We start from the raw sequence: 18,583 nt of genomic DNA on the forward strand, positions 1-18,583 counted from the left end.
ATTGCGGTCTGTTTTGGTTTTACTCAACAACGATTTTTACTTGGTAGCCATTACCCATTAATATCCGAGTGGCATTGTAAGGGCCGAGTCCCTTTCGATACAGAATATAAACGGTTTTATCCGTTGGAATTTCATTTAACCGATCCCGCAGTTCAGTCAACGGAATGGCTAAGTCTGATGGAATCGTCCCACTGGCGGATTTGCCAGCTTCATGAATATCCAGGAAAATGCCAGCGTTCCGGTCAGTCACCGATAAATCACTGTAATGCACCGTTTGGTTGGCCTGCTGTCGCTGGTTAATGCCCACGTAACCCGCCATATTTAACGGATCTCGCGGTGCTGAGTATGGCGGCGAATACGGCAATTCAATGCTTGGCAGCTCATCGATTGTGAGACCGCCGGCAATGGCAGCCGACAGTTCACCGGCGCGTTTATCCACCCCATTTTCACCGACGAATTGGCCACCCAAGATTTTCCCAGTGTCTGGTTCATACAGGAGCTTGATATTTAACCGTTTGGCATTGGGATAGAAGTAGGCATGGTCAAACGGCGTGATGAACAGACTAGCATAATTAGTGACACCCGCTGCCTGTAACGTTTGTTCTGAATAACCCACCATGCTGGCGGTGTAGTTGAAGACTTTAGCTGCACTGACGCCGACAAATCCAGGGTAACGCAGCGGCTCACCGTTCAAGATATCCGCTAATAAATGCCCCTGACGATTAGCGGCACTGGAGAGCAGACTGGGAATTGGTAGTCCAGTGATTCGACTAGTCGTTTCAATCACGTCACCAATAGCATAAATATCAGGAACTGAAGTCGCTAATTGATCATCCACGACAATGTGGCGGTCCGCGGACAATTTAAGACCCGCATTTTCCGCCAGTTCACTATTGGGTGTGACGCCGGTGACCACTAGCAGCATATCCGTGGTCAGCACGCTACCATCCGACAAATGCAGCTGGTGGCCATGCTCTTCAACTGAATCGATAGTCTCACCCAGTTGAACATCGACCCCATTGTTAACCAGTTCGTCCTTTAGAAAGCCGGTCAGTTCAGGATCATAGGGCTGCATCACCTGATCTGCCTGATCTAGTAACGTCACTGATAGCCCTAAACGCTGAAGATTTTCGGAGAGTTCCACGCCAGCTGCACCGGCACCCAGAATCGTCACGCGCTTAGGTGATTCGGATTGAATAAACTGCTTGATGCGATCGCCATCCGCCAGGCTACGCAACGTAAACGTGTTAATTGCCTGTTCGATTCCTTTGATCCCCGGTAAAACTGGTCGGGCACCAGTTGCAAGCACTAACTTGTCGTAACTTTCTTCGTACTGCTGGTCAGTCTCCAAATTGGTCACGTTCAAAACATGACGCTCTGGATCAATCGCGGTGACTTCATGACGCACCCGCACATCAATATTATTTTTCTGTTTTAAAATTTCCGGGGTGCGTTCAATCAGTGAATCACGGTCGGTAATAACACCACCTAGATAGTAAGGTAAGGCACAACTGGCAATTGAGATATGTTCGCCACGTTCCAGGATAATGATCTCATTTTGTTCATTTAAACGCCGAAATCGGGTGGCAAATGATGGCCCACCAGCGATTCCACCAATGACGATGACTTTCATAACACAGCCTCCATTTCAAATAAGCGTTTTCATTGAACTCAGCATACTGGTTCAGCCATTGATACGCAAGCGATAAGCCCTCTGCTGCGCTTGACAACTCTAGTAGTTTTCGGTAGTTTTAAGTTACTAATTCGGAGCGTCGTATGACGAGATAAGATGAAAATCGGACGGCAGAAGCCAGACAAGATTAGCAATAATTTTGGCTGGCTTTTTGCCTGGGAAGGATGTTTTTAATGGCTTCAAAACGCTCAATTTGGTCGAAAAACTTTATTCTGCTGATGGCTGGCGATGCCTTACTTTTCATGGTATACAACATGCAGGTTCCCGTTTTGCCACTTTACGGGAAATCACTGGGAATGAGTGCCTCGCAGATTGGCCTCTTCGTTGGAGCAATCATGTTTGCGGCAATGGTGGTACGGCTCTTTTCAGACCGGTTATTACACTATTTTAAAAAAAAGACCCTGCTGATAGCTGGCGTCTTACTCTATCTGGCAGCATCCGTCTGCTATCCGTTGTTCACCGCCTTTGCCCCACTGATTGCCTTCCGGTTATTAAATGGTATCGGCCACGGCCTGGGAACCACTTACTTTGCCACCGCTGCTGCCGATGAACTGCCGTTAAATCGCATGGGTGAAGGTATTGGCTATTTTGGTATCAGCAGTATGTTTTCTGCTTCCATAGCGCCCCTAGTAGCCTTACCAATTGCTCAAAAGATCTCCTTTAACGCTTTCTTTCTGACCTGCATTCTCATTTTAATACTGGCAATGGGCATGCTGGCCTTTATCAAGCCTAAGGTTAAACCGGTTGTCGCCACTAAGAAAACGCGGCTAGCTGGTATTCAAAAGGATTTTTTGCCCCAATCGCTGCTGATCTTTTGTCTGGGTTTGATTCAAAGCGGGGTGCTGTCCTACATTGCACTATTTGCAGAAATCCGCCACGTTCACGGTACTGCCTGGTTCTTCTTTACCGCCGCCATTGTGGGTGTTGCTTTACGGCCAATCGTGGGAAATCTCTTTGATCAGCGGGGACCATTTTTCGTACTGCTGCCAAGCGTGATCGGCCTGATTATTAGTTTTATCCTCATCTGTACACTGCATAGTCAATGGCAGCTGATTTTAGCCGGCGTTTTCTTTGGGGCAGCGGACGGTGCGATCTTCCCTACTGTCCAGTCGTGGGTCCTAAAAGCAGCTGGTAAAGAGCGGCGTGAATCAGCCACCGGACAATTTTTAAACTGCTATGATTTCGGCATGGGGATCGGCGCTTATCTACTGGGAAAAGTGATTGATATTAGCAATTACGCCACCATGTTTCAAGTGATATTATATTTCACCATTGCTTATTTATTCTTCACGCTATTCTATGCGCGGCGAAAAGCGTAAATCTGACAACACAAAAAGGACGTTCACCTATCAGTTTGTAGCTGATAGGTGAACGTCCTTTAATCTGTAAATAGGTTAGTCACCATGCTGATTAGGCGGTAACCGCCGCTTTTTCACTAATTTTAATCGTGCCGTCTACCAAATCAGCTTGTAAATGCTTAACATCCAAGTGATCCAGATAGAAGTCGGTAACCTTATCTCTAATCTGCTGTTCAATAACCCGACGAAGCGGACGTGCGCCCATGGCTTCATCATAGCCTTCCGTCATCAACCAGTTCTTGGCATCATCTGATACCGTCAAAGTAATCCCCTTCTTGGCCAATGTCTTATTCACATCGTCCAACAGCAGGTCGACAATTTGACTCAGATCATCCTTAGTCAAATGACTAAACTGCACGATACCATTGAACCGGTTCAAGAATTCTGGTCTGAAGTAAGGTGCCAAACGATCGGATAGGCTCTCGTCCTTATCCTTATCACCAGTCAAGGCTTCATTACCGAAGCCAGCGTTAGAAGTAGCAATGATGATGGTGTTCTTAAAGTTGACCACGTTCCCTTGGCCATCCGTTAACCGGCCATCATCCATGACTTGCAGCAACAGGGTCAAGACTTGTGGATCAGCTTTTTCAATTTCATCCAGCAGAACAATTGAGTACGGATTACGACGAACCTGTTCCGTTAAAGTGTTGCCGTTATCTTCGTAACCAACGTAACCGGCACTGGTCCCAATTAATTTAGAAACCGCGGTGCGATCACTATATTCACTCATGTCCAACCGGATAATGGCATCCTTGTTGCCAAACATATCTAAAGCTAACTGCTTCGCCAATTCCGTCTTACCAACACCGGTAGGACCGACAAACAGGAAGCTGCCGATTGGCCGGTTGCCTTCGTCAAAGCCAGCCCGGTTCCGCCGAATGGCCCGGGCAACCATGTCCACGGCTTCGTCTTGACCGATGACTTTAGCCTTCAACCGTTTTGCCACGCCCTTCAGACGTTGAATATCGTTGGTCCCCATCTTAGCAACCGGAATCCCAGTCAATCGTTGAACGGATTCGGCCACATCGTTAGGCGTTGCAACTACCTTATTTTCGGTGCTGTCATCCGTATTCTTGATTTGGGCTTGAAGTTTATCGACTTGTTCCTTAGCTTTAGCTGCTTTTTCGTAGTCTTCAGCTTTGGCTGCGTCTTCTTTCGTCTTTTCTGCCGTCTTTAACTGTTCTTTCAGACTGGCTTCATCCGTACCAGCGTTGCCAGCTGCCAAATGAGCCGCGGTCATGTCGATCAGATCGATGGCCTTATCCGGTAAAGTCCGTTGCGGCATATATTGAACGGAATAGTCGACAGCCGCTTTCAAAACATCTTCCGGTAAAGTAACGTGATGATGCTTCTCGTAGAGACCTTTGACCCCTTTAAGAATTGCCAAAGTCGTTTCTGGTGATGGTTCATTGATCGTCACATCGTTGAACCGACGAGCTAACGCCGTATCCTTTAAAATGGTGTTCCGGTATTCATCCTGAGTCGTGGCCCCGATCACGGTGATGTCACCACGGGAAAGTGATGGCTTAATGATGTCAGCCAGCCCTTTGCCACCGTCTTCACCACCGGTCGAACCGATTCCTAAGATTTGATGAATTTCATCGAAGAACAGGATCACGTTACCGGCAGCCTTCACTTCTTTAACTAAGTTTTTAATGTTGTCTTCAAATGAACCCCGCAGCTGCGTGCCGGCTTCCAGTGAGGACAGGTCGATGGACCAGATTTCCTTGTCTTGAACGGCTTCTGGAACTTTACCGTCCGCAATCGCTTGTGCTAAGCCTTCCACTACGGCCGTTTTACCGACACCAGCATCGCCAACTAGGATCGGGTTATTCTTGATCCGCCGACTTAAGATCTCGGCAGTCTCTTGAATTTCCTTATCCCGGCCGATAACTGGATCAAGTAAGCCATCGCGGGCTTCTTGGGTCAGGTTACGCCCTAATTTTTCCAAAATACCGCCCTTTTTAACCGCGTGGTCACCGGCATCGTTGACTGGAATTTCGTGTTGGCGATCCGGTAACTTGCCAGTTGCACGGTACTGTGCGAATTCATCGGGCGTTAATTCATGCCCGTTAACTTCATATCGGGCAGATTCACCGTTGCCCATCTGTCGAAAAAGGTTATTAAACATATCATCCATATTGTTATTGAAGAATGGATCGTTAAAATTATTTGCCATATTTCATGCACCTCCATGTGATTTGACACCCAAGCGCAACGCAAAGGCACCGTCTGGTCGACGGTGCCTCGCTGATTGCTATTAAGTTGGTTAGTCTAGTCAGTCGAGGCGGATAGCGAAATGATATCAAACACGCGTCTGATATAGTTCCTTTATCCCCGCCAACAATTGTATAGTATCACGTTTTTAGCACTCATGCAAGTAGAGTGCTAAAATATTTTTCATTTATTTTAGTACCCACATTCGTTATAATAAACCCGTGTAGTGAAACGCTTACAAGGAGGATTCAATATGTCAAATACAGTTAAAATTGGTAAATCAGAAGTGACCTCAACACCATTAGGCCTCGGGACCAATGCTGTCGGTGGGTATAATTTATTTCCTAATTTAAATGACGATGACGGTTTAAACATCGTCAAAACGGGAATCGAAAACGGGATTACTTTGCTGGATACGGCTTACGTCTATGGTCTGGGCCATTCTGAAGAGTTAGTGGGCCAAGCCATCAAAGACTTCGACCGCCACAAGTTGGTCATTGCCACTAAGGGTGCTCAGGATATGTCAACGGGTGAAGAAGTTGTCCGCAACGACCCGAAGTTTATTACGCAACAGGTTGAAAACAGTCTGAAACGCTTGGGTACGGATTACATTGATATTTACTATCTGCACTTCCCAGATAAAGACACTCCTAAAGCAGAAGCCGTGGGTGCCCTGGAGCGCTTGCGTGAACAAGGCAAGATTCGCGCCATTGGGGTCTCAAACTTCAGTCTGGATCAGATCAAAGAAGCCAACGCTGACGGCTACGTTGACGTGGTTGAAGATCAGTTCAGTCTGGTTCACCAAGACTTGGGTGCCGAAACGTTGCCATACTTAAAACAAAACAACATTAGTTTCGTGCCCTACTTCCCATTGGCAAGCGGCCTGTTAACTGGCAAGTACCAACATGACGTTAGTTTCCCTAAGGATGATATCCGTAGCGGAATGCCGATCTTCCAAGAACCTCTGTATAGCCAAATCCTAAAAGCGGTTGATACCGTTCGGCCAATTGCTGAAGCTCACGATGCCACGGTGGCGCAAACGGTTTTGGCTTGGTACATCAAAAACCCACTGATCAGCGTGGTCATTCCAGGTGCCAAGAAACCAGATCAAGTTGTTGCCAATGCTAAAGCAATGACCGTTGAACTGACCGATAAAGAATTTAAACAAATTGATGACGCTTTTGAAACTTTTAAGTAAATGAAGAGCGGTAAGTCGTTGGACGAATCCAGATTAAAGAGTGTGTAGGTGAGCATTTAGAGGCTGAAACACGTTTAGGCAACGTAGAACTGAACTAAAACGTATTTCATCACCATACTTTCAGACACATACTAAAACAAAAAGTTCTGATATCAATCGATTCTCATTGATTGATATCAGAACTTTTTATTTTCACTGAAAATGAAACTAAGATTGCACACAACTTTCCGGAACTTTACAGATTAATAAGGAAGCGAAACTTTGTCTGATGCCATTACATTAGAAGTTTCAAATAATCATAGTTACGTGGTTAAGCTATAATAATTTTTGATTCTTCAATTTATAATTAGTGTTCACTAGTTTCACCAGCATTAACTGCAAAGGGAAGTCTGTTTCCATTCGGAGATACTGGGCAAGTACAAAATGCTGTAAAGAAACAAGGCAAATTACTGGCAGTATTGAAATCAATGTAATCAACCTTCTCTGGATGAGATATATCAAATACCAATAATCTACCACCACCATAAGTTTCTTTAGCTGACGTTGAATCCTTAAATAAAACATTTGCGGTCCCCTCAGTTTCTTGCCGATTATCTAAGTAAACTGTTTTGTTAGTTTTAGGATCTTTTCGCGTCCAACCAGAATCATCATTATGCCCTTGAAACACGGTTAAGTTGTATTCTTTAGATTCATAAGTAAAATAAATATTACCGATAGCTGTTTCTTTGTGAGATAAATCAGACAGTACTGCCTTAGTTGTTACGTTTTCCCAATGGTCTAAAGGAACATATCGTGCTGGCAGAATCCAATCTTTACTGAGCTTAAAATACTTTGTGCCTTTAAAATCATGTCTAGTATCGGATTTGGGATCTCTTTGTCTAACCGCAAATTTTCGTTCACCGCTACCAATTCTTTTGATCAGTTGAGCCCTTACGCCTTGATAATCAAAATCCTCAACGTTTACATCCGCTTCTGTATCAACAATTATATCTTTTGGTTCACTAATAATTTGGCCCCGATTGCTGACATTTTTACCTGCTTCTGGGATATAGGTCACCGTGTTTCCGTTTTGCCGCCACTGACCTGGGAACCCTTTAATGATTTTCGTTTTACCATCCTTCAACCAATCAATACTCCGTAATGAAAGCCAACCATATTCCGAACTTAATTTGTTCTCCCTTTTTTTATGCCATTGCTGCCATAATTGTTCATACTCGTCTTCTGTTAAGCTCTGAATTTCTTGATATGATAGGCTTTTAGGAATTGGAGACCCACCAAATTCATGATCTACTGATGTTGGTACTTGTTCATATTCTGACATATTTTTTCCTCCATTCAATTTTCCTATAAAGAGATTATCTTGCCAATACACGTATGAAGATTCTTGCTAGTTAAGTCCGAATCATCATTGCCCCCCCTGAAAAAGTAGTGAAGCCATACCCGTGAACGCCATTATTTTAAGGACTTTGTTACATCGTAGCCAAAGTACTTTTTGGATAATTTGCTGATAGTGCCATTATCCTTCAGCTTTGTGATTTCCTTACTAAATTTCTTGTTCAATTTTTTCCCATGCGCATTCTTCGAAAATGGCAAAGCAATCTTGATTGTTCCAGCCGTACCACTAACTACTCGCCAGTTGTAACCTTTAGACTTAATAATGGCATCCAAATTATTCCTTGTATCAACTGCCCCATCAACATGACCGGCTAACAAGGCTTCATAAAATTGATCACGAGCATCAAATGTTTTAAGTTTGATTTTTGAATCATAATTCTTAAGATTGTCAGTATTGTTTGATGCTGCTCCAGTAGATACTGTCTTTCCATCTAAGTCATGAATCGTCTTGTAAGATGAATCCTTATTCACAGCAATTGCCGTTTGTTCAACGTTATATGGCGTGCTAAATGAATACTTCTTTGCTCTCTCCGGCGTAATAGCAACATCGTTTGCGACAGTATCAATCTTCCCCTGGTCTAAACCTTCCAATAAACTATCATACTCACCAGTGACCCACTTAACCTTATATCCCAATTTTTTTGCTGCTTGGTTGGTGAGATCAACATCGAAGCCAACTAATTTACTACCCTTTTTATATGAATTGGGGAAACTAACCCCCGTTGTTCCAATTGCAATTGTTTTTTTATCTGAACTGCCGCTTGCAGTTGATTTGTTCAATTGAGTAAAGCCAAGAAAAATAAGTCCAATGATAACAACGACTCCAACAATGCTAATCCAAATTTTCTTCATAAATTTCCTCCATCTCTTTTCAATTCAATTTATAAATTCTTACTAGATAAAACACTTCTTAAACAAGTATCATTAATCAGTTTTGTACGATGATTATCAAAAATTGAAATCAGATAGGCTGCTCTTAGTCCATCTGGCTTCTGGATAATATCAATCGTTTTAAAACCAAGCGATTGATAAAATGAAAGCAGCCATGGATGATCTGCAGCGGTTCCAATCGTAACAGCGGGAGTCTGCAACTCCGGCTTAACATAGTTGGTGATCACCCAATTGATGATCTGCTTTGCATAACCTTTTTGTTGATAGTCCGGATTTGTTGCAACCCAGCCTAGATGTGGCAGGGCAAAAGGACCTGGGTTATCAGACCATGGCAGACGTACAGAAGTTGTGGCGACAATTGTGCCATCCGCTTTTTGCAAAACAAATGTCGGTGTACTTGCAATATGTTCTCGTACTTTTTTCTCAGTGACAGCGGCTGCGGCAAAGTGAATCCCTAATTTCACATCTGCTTCGTATGCTCTATGCAGTATGGTGGTCAGCTGTGCTGCTGTATTCAAATTTTTAATTTTATTAAATTGCAATTTCTAATGCCTCCTGTTTAGCGAATAACGATGATTAAACGTTAATTCATATTTCACACGGGTTAGCATTAGTAAATATGTGGTGTCTTTTCACCTGCCGTCACTGCAAACGGTAAAATATTCTCTTCTGGTGCAAAAGGGCATGTGCAGAAATAGCTGTATGCACACGGCTGATTACAGGCAGTGTTAAAGTCAACACAGGTCACGTTTTTCGGGTCAGAAATATCAATTTTTAAGACTCTGCCACCACCATAAGTTTGGTTTCCGGTACTCTGATCCTTAAAGAGGATAAAACCGATGCCTTCAGTATTTTGCCGGTTATTTAAATAACGCGTTTCGCCCGTCTCAGGATCCTTTTTGATCCAACCAGAATCATCATTATGACTCTGAAAAACAACGAATCGATATTCTTCATCGTGATACTTAAAGTATAAGTTTCCAATTTGTGTTTCGTTATGAGATAACCCAGCGGTAACTGCTTTCGTTGTTAAATTAGACCACTTTTCAAGTGGCTCATATCGTGCTGGTAATATCCATTCTTCATCTGTCTTGAAATGTGGGAAACCATTAAAATTCTTTCTAAACTTAGATTCAGGATCTCGTTGTCGAACTGCAAACTTTTTAGTCGATCCTATACGCTTGATCAACTGTGCTCTTACATCATGATAATAAAAATCCTCAACGTTGACGTCTTCGTCATTCTCCACAACGATAACCTTTGGATCAACGATGTCTTCTTTCTGGTTGGTCACTGTTTTACCTTTTTCAGGATAATAGGTCACCGCGTTACCATTTTGTTCCCAAAGACCTGGGAAACCATCAATTTTGATTTTTTTACCATCTTCAAGCCAATCAATACTTCGAAGGGACAGCCAACCATATGGTGTTTTGACCGCATCTTCGCGTTTCTTATGCCATTTTTCCCATTTTTGTTCGTATTCTTGGTCAGTTAATTTTGTTAAGCTCTGCAAATTTGGCATTCTGACAACCTCCTATAATTTAAATAATCCGCAAACCGTCACTTACTGTAATGAGATTCAATCATATTTAGACCATTTACCCTATATTTCTACTTAATCGCAATCTTATTTTTCAAATCTGTCGCGATCATTTGGTGCTGTCCAGTTACTTAAATCTGGTCCATTTGGAATGATTCGTGGCAAATCAGACTGTGGGGTATGGTCAACTTGATAGAATCGCTTTTTAATCGCATCAAAATCGGTGTTATTTTTAAATGCTGGCAAAGAATAAAGATCCTTTGTGTAGTTCCACAAATTAGGATAATCTACTAACCGCTTTTTATTCACGTAGTACTTTTGATAGAATACGACATCAAATCTTGCCAAAGTCACATAAAGTCTGATATCTGTATCCGTGATGATTGATCCAAACAAGTACCGTTGTTTCGACAAACGATCTTCTAGCCAATCAAGTCGGTTGAATACCCGGTTATAATACTTTTCGTAATCGGCTTGTGAACGTGCTAACCCTGCTTCATTCACAGCTGTATTCACATCGGTATAAATAATCTTATTCAAAGCATCAATATCTTCTCTCAATGCTTCAGGGTATAAATCTGGTGCGTTTTCGTTTTGATACTTTTTCCACGCAATACTGAATTCATCAATCAATGTGTTGTAGTTGTTGTTAACGACCTTTCCTGTTTTAATATCGACTAACGCAGGCACCGTTGTTCTCAAATCATAATTAGGATCTGCTTTCAGATAGCTTTCTGAAAGTGAATGAGTGTGAAGAACTGGGTCCTCATCGTTATCATCTAACGTGAAGAACCAATCTCCAACAACTCCCGCGGGCCGTAGAGGATCAACAACACCTTTTGAAATCACATTATCTAGGCCAAGAAGGTCGATTGCAATTGCCAATCGATTGGCCCATGGACAATGTCTCGACCAAATGAGTCGGTAGCGATTAGCTTCAACAGGTAAAGTACCATCAGTAAATAAGTTATTAAATTGCGGTTCTTGGTATGGCTGAAACTTTTTTCGATCATTAAAATTTGATTTGGCTGTGCCACTAACGTACGTTTTGCTCTGTTGTCCTGCCCTTGGATTAGCCACCTTACTACGCGAAAAATCTATTGGACATGCTGATAACTTTTCATTAACGTCAATTTTTTTTAATTCTTCTCGTAGTGCTGCTTCTTTTGTCATTTAAAAGCCTCCCCAAATTTTTATAACTTATAAAACTGTTTGACTACCCGTCTCATTTCAAACATTGTTATTACCCTAATGCATAACTCTAGGCAGTAATGACGAAAATAATCAGAGTATTGTCAGGTTGTCGTACATATTTATGAATCAAAAAGCCCCTGCAGTCATTAATAGACTGCAGGGGTTTTAGGTGATAGTCCACGGAGAACCTTACTCGTCATTAATGACCAGTAAGGGACGATTGTTAACCGTGGTACCACCCTCTTTCACATCTTAAGATGTCTCAACGATACTTTAAAATCAATATCTGGGAAAATAACGGTTCCTACCGAATACATGGCTTGCACCAAGTACTTCTATATCAAAGCTCATCTTCGCTAAATTGATTGATATCTGATCTCACCAACACAGACTCTCTTTTATTAATCGACAATAGCTACTCTTCTTATCCAAAAGATGTTTTTATTAAGATTTAATGCTCATAGTAGTACTTCTCATTTGTTTGTCAATAGTTTTTAATTAATTTCTTATTTACAAATTATTAAATTAAATTCAATATCTTCAACCTATGCTTAAATAACAGCCTAACTAATCAAAGTTTGATAGAGTAACCATAGTTATTGATAATCAAATACTTACCATGGCCATTGATTCAAAGTGGTAATAATTAGAATAGCATTAAAATATATTGACAATTACTCATTGAACCGCTATTCTAGCAGTTAATAAATCATAAATAAAAAACGTTGAAGAGAAGAGTAAACTTTCAAGTAGGTACAAAGTGATCACCGTTAGTGAGAAGGTGAAACCGAACAAGGGTTGAAGATGAGCTCTGAGTTGTGGTCGCCGGTGAAAGCTGAAAACCCGTGAGGATACGATATAATCCCAAACACGTTTTTGTGTTGTTGAGGTGTAAGGTTATTCTTACACGAATCTGGGTGGCACCACGATGCTTTCGTCCCAGCTATAGATATAAATCTATGGCTGGGACGAAAGCATTTTTTGCGTTTACAAAGAAGAAAAGAGAAATTGATTCACTTTTAAATTATAGGAGGTATTTAGATTGCAATTTAAAAAACTCACAGATTTCACTGACACCGCTCAATTAACCAAGTTATTACACAATGCATATGCTGCAGATATCAATCTAGGAATTCATTTTGCCGCAGCCTCAATTACTAAGAAAAAAGTACAAGAACACATTGCAAGTACACCAACGTTTGTTTTGCAAAAAGAAGATGACACAATTGTCGCCACAACTTCTGTACGTCTGCCATGGTCTGACAACCCAGGCCCTTTTCCCCTGCCACATCTAGGCTGGGTTGCAACCAATCCGGACTGTCAACATCAAGGATTGGCTAAGCAAATCATTACACAAGTGATCACCAACTTTGTCAAAGATGAATTACACGCACCAGCGGTTAGTCTTGGCACTGCTGTTGAACATCCTTGGCTTCAAGATTTTTATCATTCGTTGGGCTTCCAAACGATCGATATCGTTCGAAAATTCAAGGATCATCAAACTGCCTATTTAATCAATATTTTTGATGAACGTCGGACACGTCAAATCGATGATATCTATCTCAAAGAAATTTTGTCGCAAACAATTTCAAACGGGAGGTGAAAAAATGAATTTTGATTGGCATTACTTCTTTAGTCTTTTTATAAAATTGCCTGCATACGTTCCAATTACACTACTTATGGCCATACTTTCGATGATTCTCGCAATATTTATTGGTGGCTTTTTGACTTCATTGCAATTGTCGACCATCGCCCCTCTTAGGGGATTCGCCCACTTCTACATTTCACTTTTTCGCGGCATGCCAACCTTGGTACAACTCTTCATCATCTTCTATGGGTTACCACAGATTTTTCCAGCTTTGCGGGGTTTATCAGCGTTTGTAGCTGTTGTGGTTGGTTTAGGATTCAAACAAGCATCGTATCTAGCTGAAATCTTTCGAGCCGCAGTGAATTCTGTAGATAAAGGTCAGATTGAAGCTGGTCAATCCCTAAATATCAGTCGTACAAAATTATTCCTCAATGTTGTGCTACCTCAAGCTACAATCAATGCTTTACCCGCCACGGGGAACACTTTCGTCAGTTTGGTCAAAGAAACCTCATTGGCTTTTACACTCGGTCTAACTGAATTATTCGGCGATGGGAAACTGATTGCGGGGCAATCCTTCAAATATTTTGAAACTTATCTTGCAGTGGGAATTATCTATTGGCTACTCATTACCATATACACTTGGTTACAACACTTACTTGAAAATTCATTGCAAACACCATATAGGAGGACCGCTCATGTCATTAATCAAAGTAAAGAACCTTTCAGTGAACATCGGACAGAAGCAAGTCTTAAAACACATTAACTTATCAGCCGAAGAGGGGTCAGTCACAGCGCTGGTCGGTCCTAGTGGTTCTGGTAAAACAACATTGTTACGAACCTTGAATTTACTGCAACTACCAAGTGAAGGCAGCGTAACAGTTGGTGACATCACTGCCAATGCCGGACAATGCCACCCAAAAATAATTCGCGACCTACGCCAAAACTCTGCAATGGTCTTTCAACAATTTAACCTTTTTAAAAATATGACAGTTAAAGATAATGTGGCCAAACCTCTTATTTTTAACGGTATTGCTACCAGAAAGGAAGCTGAAAAAATTGCCTTGAACGTCTTAAATCAGGTTGACCTTAGTGGGGTTGTAGATCAATATCCCGTGACCCTATCAGGTGGTCAACAACAGCGCGTCTCAATTGCCCGTGCAATAGCCATTCATCCTCGGGTTATCCTGTTGGATGAACCGACATCCGCACTGGATCCAGAACTCGTTGAAAGTGTCCTACAAACGATTGCCAATCTTGCAAGCAAACATGTCACAATGATTCTCGTGACTCATGAAATGGAGTTTGCACGTCAAATTGCAGATCAGGCAGTCTTTATTGAAAATGGCGAAATTTTAGACCAAGGTCCTGCAAAGAACTTACTTTCAGGAACTCGTCCAGGACGAATCAGTTTATTTGTAAATTCACTGTCACATTCAACTATCAAAAAGGAAGCTTAACTCATGACAAAAACAGCCGAAAGTATCAATCAAAGCGTTATCGAAACACGTCATTATTTACATCAACATCCAGAGATCTCGGACCATGAATTCAAAACGACCCAGTACATCACCGAACGACTTGAAGCACTAGGTTACCGAATCATTACACCAGAAGGACTAAACACTGGTGTCATCGCGGAAATTGGTCAGGGGCATCCTGTGGTGGCCCTACGCTCTGACATTGATGCCCTGCCGATTCAAGAAACAACTGGGTTACCTTTCGCTTCTGAAAACGACGGTGTCATGCATGCTTGTGGTCATGATTTTCATATGGCATCGCTACTGGGTGCCGCTGAATTATTAGCTGACGAAAAGAAGTCATTGAATGGCACCATTCGTCTTATTTTCCAACCAGCGGAAGAAACCCATGTGGGTGCTCAAGAAGTTGTTGATGCAGGTGGTACTAAAGGCATCGATGCCATTTTCGGTTTTCATAATAAGCCTGATCTTAAGGCCGGAGAAATTGGATTATTGCCAGGTGGTTTAATGGCCGCGGTCGATCAATTTACTGTCACTTTTACTGGTGTCGGAACTCATGCTGCAATGCCGCAATTTGGTAAAGATCCAATCATCGCTCTAACAAGTACGGTCAACGCATTACAAACCATTGTCAGTCGTGATGAAGACCCACAAAAAACAGCTGTGGTTTCAGTTACACACATTGATGGTGGTAACACCTGGAATGTTTTACCGGAAAAAGCTTGGTTTGAAGGGACTGTCCGAACCTTTAATCATGAAGCTCGAGACGTGGCTAAGAAGCAGTTTATTGAAATTGTTAATGGTCAAGCCGCATCATTTGGCGTTAAAGCAAATATTGACTGGATTGAAGGCCCAGACGTTGTCAACAACGATGCCAAGCTAACAAAAATTGTCGAAGATGAAACACAAAAACACTTAACGCTAGTCCGGCCGCAGCCTTCTAATGCTGGTGAAGATTTTGCCTACTTTAGTCAACGAATTCCAAGCGTCTTCGCCTTTGTTGGAAGTAATGGTAATTCTGATTGGCACCATTCTGATTTAAAGTTAGATGATAACGGTTTAGCACCAGCGGTTAATTGGTACTACTACGTTGCAAAACGTCTTTTATCTGAACTATAAATGCACTGGTTCCCCAATGTTTACTATCAGTTCGCTTGAATCTCTTGGAATATGTAAATTGACCTGAGATACTAACACAAATAACCGCCATCTCGATAAACGATATCGAAATAGCGGTTATTTGCGTTAAATTCTGGAATTTACTAAATTTTATCACACTTGTTACATTCAAGAATCAATCTCAGCGATTCCACACTCTACATGCCGATTCCACGCTCTACATGCCTCATATCCAAAATAGAAACATCGGTCTGTCCAGCCAAATAAATCTTATCTTCCTTGTATCCAATCACTTTACCAACCAAATCAGGTCGAAACTCACCATTCAAATCACGGTCGTTTACCTGAATGCTAACGCGCTTTCCATTAGCATAGGCGTCACTCAAAATGACTGACATCTCTTCCAGCGATTGCTGCGTCTTAGCGGGATGTTTCACCGCTTCTTGTCGTGCTTGTTTTTTCAGCGCTGCCGTGTGATCTGACAGGTAGAAGCCCTGCCATTTAACGACACCGCGGTCTTGATAATCGTGGTCAAAGAACCGCTGAACCAGGGCATCATCGTCAATTTGCCATAATTTACTCATCGTTTAATCGCCTGGATTGAATGCGGCGCTGACTGGTCGGCCAGCGCTGACCTGTGAAGCCAACAAATTCAAAGCTGAGCTGCGTATGAGCACGCAACCCCTGAATGAGCCGTTCAAGATAAGTCAGTGAATAGTTGCGGACTGAATGCAGCGGATGTGACTTTAACCGCCGATTGCGATGCTGATAGTTCAAAAAGAAATTATAGGTTTGATCATACGGATCATTGGCAATCACGACTTGATAGCGGACCTGGTCTTGGCGTTTAAAACCAGCGTCCAGCCGTGTTGTGATCAGTTTTAAATCATTATTCATACGCGTTACCTCCGTTATGGCCACCCACTAGCGAAGCACGGCTAATGGCTGTGCCACCATGCATGAGGCTGCTAGCATAGACTAATTTGGTAAACCCAAACTGGTCCCGAATATCATCCACGACATGGTCTGCTTTTACCCGCTTAATCTGGTTTTTAGCTGGTTCAAAAAAGTTTAGCTGCAAACCAGTTGCCGGACTGAGCCGACTGGTGTAAACAGCCAGGTTACGGATTGCCTGCCCCTGCCAATGCTGGTGAAAGATTCGCAGCAGCGCTTGGCTAATGACGGCATTTTGATCAGTCGGTGCGATCCGCAGTTCTTGATGAAACCCACTGCGGCCATCCGCCTCACTAGCAGCGTAAGAAAAGCCAACTCCCAGTGAAATACAGCCCGCTAATTTGTGATGATGCCGTAGTCTAGCAGCCACTTGTTCACCAACTTCTTTGATCACGGTTTCGATTTCCACCTGCTGCACGTAATCTCGCGGCAAGACCTGCGAGTTCCCCAGACTAGCGTTCTTGGGTCCTCGCCGTTTACGCAGTTGTGACCGGTCGATCCCCCAAGCCAGCGCAAATAACTGCTGGCCCATTAAGCCCAGTTCCGCATTTAACTGATAAGGATCAACGTGAGCTAATTCATACATGTTATGAATCCCCAAGCGATTCAGATGTTTAGCAGTCCGCTTACCGATGCTCCAAACATCGGTGAGCTGATCAACTGGCCAAATGGTTTTCGGAACAGTATCGTAATGAATCTCACCGATCAAATCTGGCGTGTGCTTGGCATACAGATCCAGCGCTAACTTGGCCTGCAGCGGATTATCACCAATCCCAACCGTGGTGTATAGTCCCAGTTCCCGGCGGACGGTTTTTTGAATCCGAACGGCTACCTCTCGCGGTGTTTGACCAAATAACCGCCAAGAGTGCGTTAAATCCAGAATCGATTCATCAATCGAATACGGCATCAAATCCTCATTGGCAACGAAACGCCGAAAAATATCATTGATCTGCAAATTACGTTTAATGTATAAATTCATCCGTGGCGGAACCACCATCAACTGGGGGTCCTGCGGCACTTCTCGCTGTCGCGAAACGTTCGCCTGCAGATGATAGCGTAACTTGGCTTCCGGTGACGTTGCCAATACTAGACCGCCATTGGTATTATCGGCTTCGCTCATCACAACTAAGGTTACCTTTAGAGGATTAAGTCCCCGCGCCACCGCTTCAACACTGGCATAGAAAGACTTATTATCAATTAAGAAGAAGACGCCATGCGGTTCCTTTTGATAATTCATCACGCTCACCTCGAACATATGTTTGATTAGTTACATTATACAAACACACGTTCGCATTTGGCAAGCCCTAATTTGACCTTTTAGTTTCTATTTCTGAAGCTTTAGTAGATTCGTACTATAATAAGGACATCAATTAAATATTGGAGGATGATTACATGTCAGATGATGAGCCATTTATGAAGGACGCCCACGTCACCTTTCCCAGTGGGACGTTAACGTTGACGGAACTGCAGCAACTCTTTAAGACTCTTCCCTTTGAACTGGACTTAGTCGATGCTAACGACCGGTTTAGCTGGTACTCGGATCAACCGAACCGAAATCACGTGCGTTCCAAGGATCAACTTGGCAAAACACTAGCAGAAATTCATCCGGCGAAAATCCTACCCGCCATCAAGTCACTTATCGAAAGCTTTAAAACTGGTAAACGGGATTCGATAAACATTCCTAGTATGCAAAATGGCCATAAGATCATGACGACCTATTACGCGTTGCGCGATGACGCTGGTACTTACCTCGGCACGTTGGAATGTACCGCAAACGTTGATCAAATTTTAGCAATGTCTGAAAACGGTGCGTTTGACGCTATTTCTGGTGCATCGTCTAAACCGAATAAACCCGCTCACCCAGCCGATGCCACAACGGGCGCTTCCGCCAAACCCAAGATGCCTGAAAATATCGATACCACTACGAGTGCCTCACAGCAACCAAAGTAAACATAAAA

At 42.8% G+C, this 18,583-nt stretch carries 17 protein-coding genes and 1 other annotated feature; of the genes, 7 read left to right on the forward strand and 10 right to left on the reverse strand.

Going from position 1 to position 18,583, the window contains the following annotated elements:
• Nucleotides 1–19: 19 nt before the first annotated feature.
• A complete protein-coding gene (locus tag CES79_RS03710) occupies nucleotides 20–1,633 on the reverse strand; it encodes an FAD-dependent oxidoreductase (RefSeq protein WP_054656292.1) in 1,614 nt (537 codons plus the stop codon).
• A 233-nt stretch (nucleotides 1,634–1,866) separates the two neighbouring features.
• Here CES79_RS03710 and CES79_RS03715 point away from each other — a divergent pair, with 233 nt between their 5' ends.
• Nucleotides 1,867–3,012 carry an MFS transporter gene (locus CES79_RS03715; protein ID WP_159459455.1) on the forward strand — a complete coding sequence of 382 codons (1,146 nt, stop codon included), beginning with the start codon at nucleotides 1,867–1,869 and terminating at the stop codon, nucleotides 3,010–3,012.
• A 91-nt stretch (nucleotides 3,013–3,103) separates the two neighbouring features.
• Here the strand turns inward: CES79_RS03715 and CES79_RS03720 are convergent, their stop codons facing one another.
• Nucleotides 3,104–5,230, reverse strand: coding sequence for an AAA family ATPase (locus tag CES79_RS03720; protein WP_089136346.1), 2,127 nt, complete (start codon nucleotides 5,228–5,230; stop codon nucleotides 3,104–3,106).
• 291 nt (nucleotides 5,231–5,521) lie between these two features.
• On the opposite strand from CES79_RS03720, the gene CES79_RS03725 reads away from it, so the two are divergent.
• Nucleotides 5,522–6,466: an aldo/keto reductase gene (locus tag CES79_RS03725; protein ID WP_089136347.1), complete on the forward strand. Its 945-nt coding sequence runs from the start codon at nucleotides 5,522–5,524 to the stop codon at nucleotides 6,464–6,466.
• 346 nt (nucleotides 6,467–6,812) lie between these two features.
• On the opposite strand, the gene CES79_RS03730 is transcribed toward CES79_RS03725, so the two are convergent.
• The 5 genes from CES79_RS03730 to CES79_RS03750 form a co-directional block, all read right to left on the reverse strand.
• The gene (locus CES79_RS03730; RefSeq protein ID WP_089136348.1) at nucleotides 6,813–7,787 is read right to left on the reverse strand and encodes a DUF1684 domain-containing protein; all 975 of its coding nucleotides are present in this window, start codon (nucleotides 7,785–7,787) and stop codon (nucleotides 6,813–6,815) included.
• A gap of 131 nt (nucleotides 7,788–7,918) precedes the next feature.
• Nucleotides 7,919–8,713, reverse strand: coding sequence for a transporter substrate-binding domain-containing protein (locus CES79_RS03735; protein ID WP_089136349.1), 795 nt, complete (start codon nucleotides 8,711–8,713; stop codon nucleotides 7,919–7,921).
• 29 nt (nucleotides 8,714–8,742) lie between these two features.
• Nucleotides 8,743–9,294: a GNAT family N-acetyltransferase gene (locus tag CES79_RS03740; protein WP_089136350.1), complete on the reverse strand. Its 552-nt coding sequence runs from the start codon at nucleotides 9,292–9,294 to the stop codon at nucleotides 8,743–8,745.
• A gap of 68 nt (nucleotides 9,295–9,362) precedes the next feature.
• Nucleotides 9,363–10,274, reverse strand: coding sequence for a DUF1684 domain-containing protein (locus CES79_RS03745; RefSeq protein ID WP_054656297.1), 912 nt, complete (start codon nucleotides 10,272–10,274; stop codon nucleotides 9,363–9,365).
• A 105-nt stretch (nucleotides 10,275–10,379) separates the two neighbouring features.
• A complete protein-coding gene (locus tag CES79_RS03750; protein WP_089136351.1) occupies nucleotides 10,380–11,465 on the reverse strand; it encodes a glutathione S-transferase C-terminal domain-containing protein in 1,086 nt (361 codons plus the stop codon).
• Nucleotides 11,466–11,695: 230 nt separating this feature from the next.
• Nucleotides 11,696–11,927 (reverse strand) — a binding site (T-box leader).
• 601 nt (nucleotides 11,928–12,528) lie between these two features.
• On the opposite strand from CES79_RS03750, the gene CES79_RS03755 reads away from it, so the two are divergent.
• From CES79_RS03755 to CES79_RS03770, 4 genes are read left to right on the forward strand one after another with little or no spacing between them, the layout of a single operon-like run.
• Nucleotides 12,529–13,089 (forward strand): GNAT family N-acetyltransferase, encoded by a 561-nt coding sequence (locus CES79_RS03755; protein WP_089136352.1) that lies wholly within the window; start codon nucleotides 12,529–12,531, stop codon nucleotides 13,087–13,089.
• A gap of 4 nt (nucleotides 13,090–13,093) precedes the next feature.
• Nucleotides 13,094–13,837, forward strand: a complete 744-nt coding sequence (locus CES79_RS03760) for an amino acid ABC transporter permease (protein ID WP_054656298.1) — start codon at nucleotides 13,094–13,096, stop codon at nucleotides 13,835–13,837.
• Nucleotides 13,770–14,531: an amino acid ABC transporter ATP-binding protein gene (locus CES79_RS03765; protein ID WP_089136353.1), complete on the forward strand. Its 762-nt coding sequence runs from the start codon at nucleotides 13,770–13,772 to the stop codon at nucleotides 14,529–14,531. Before CES79_RS03760 ends, CES79_RS03765 begins: the two co-directional genes overlap by 68 nt.
• A gap of 3 nt (nucleotides 14,532–14,534) precedes the next feature.
• Nucleotides 14,535–15,671, forward strand: coding sequence for an amidohydrolase (locus CES79_RS03770; RefSeq protein WP_089136354.1), 1,137 nt, complete (start codon nucleotides 14,535–14,537; stop codon nucleotides 15,669–15,671).
• Nucleotides 15,672–15,868: 197 nt separating this feature from the next.
• On the opposite strand, the gene CES79_RS03775 is transcribed toward CES79_RS03770, so the two are convergent.
• The 3 genes from CES79_RS03775 to CES79_RS03785 are packed head-to-tail and all read right to left on the reverse strand — an operon-like array spanning nucleotide 15,869 to nucleotide 17,862.
• A complete protein-coding gene (locus tag CES79_RS03775; protein ID WP_089136355.1) occupies nucleotides 15,869–16,255 on the reverse strand; it encodes a hypothetical protein in 387 nt (128 codons plus the stop codon).
• Nucleotides 16,248–16,568, reverse strand: coding sequence for a hypothetical protein (locus tag CES79_RS03780; RefSeq protein WP_054656299.1), 321 nt, complete (start codon nucleotides 16,566–16,568; stop codon nucleotides 16,248–16,250). Before CES79_RS03780 ends, CES79_RS03775 begins: the two co-directional genes overlap by 8 nt.
• Nucleotides 16,561–17,862, reverse strand: a complete 1,302-nt coding sequence (locus CES79_RS03785) for a Y-family DNA polymerase (protein ID WP_089136356.1) — start codon at nucleotides 17,860–17,862, stop codon at nucleotides 16,561–16,563. Before CES79_RS03785 ends, CES79_RS03780 begins: the two co-directional genes overlap by 8 nt.
• Nucleotides 17,863–18,017: 155 nt before the next feature.
• On the opposite strand from CES79_RS03785, the gene CES79_RS03790 reads away from it, so the two are divergent.
• The gene (locus tag CES79_RS03790; RefSeq protein WP_054656300.1) at nucleotides 18,018–18,575 is read left to right on the forward strand and encodes a PAS domain-containing protein; all 558 of its coding nucleotides are present in this window, start codon (nucleotides 18,018–18,020) and stop codon (nucleotides 18,573–18,575) included.
• Nucleotides 18,576–18,583 lie beyond the last annotated feature (8 nt).

It is taken from the genome of Secundilactobacillus silagei JCM 19001 (genome assembly GCF_002217945.1).
Taxonomy (GTDB): domain Bacteria; phylum Bacillota; class Bacilli; order Lactobacillales; family Lactobacillaceae; genus Secundilactobacillus; species Secundilactobacillus silagei.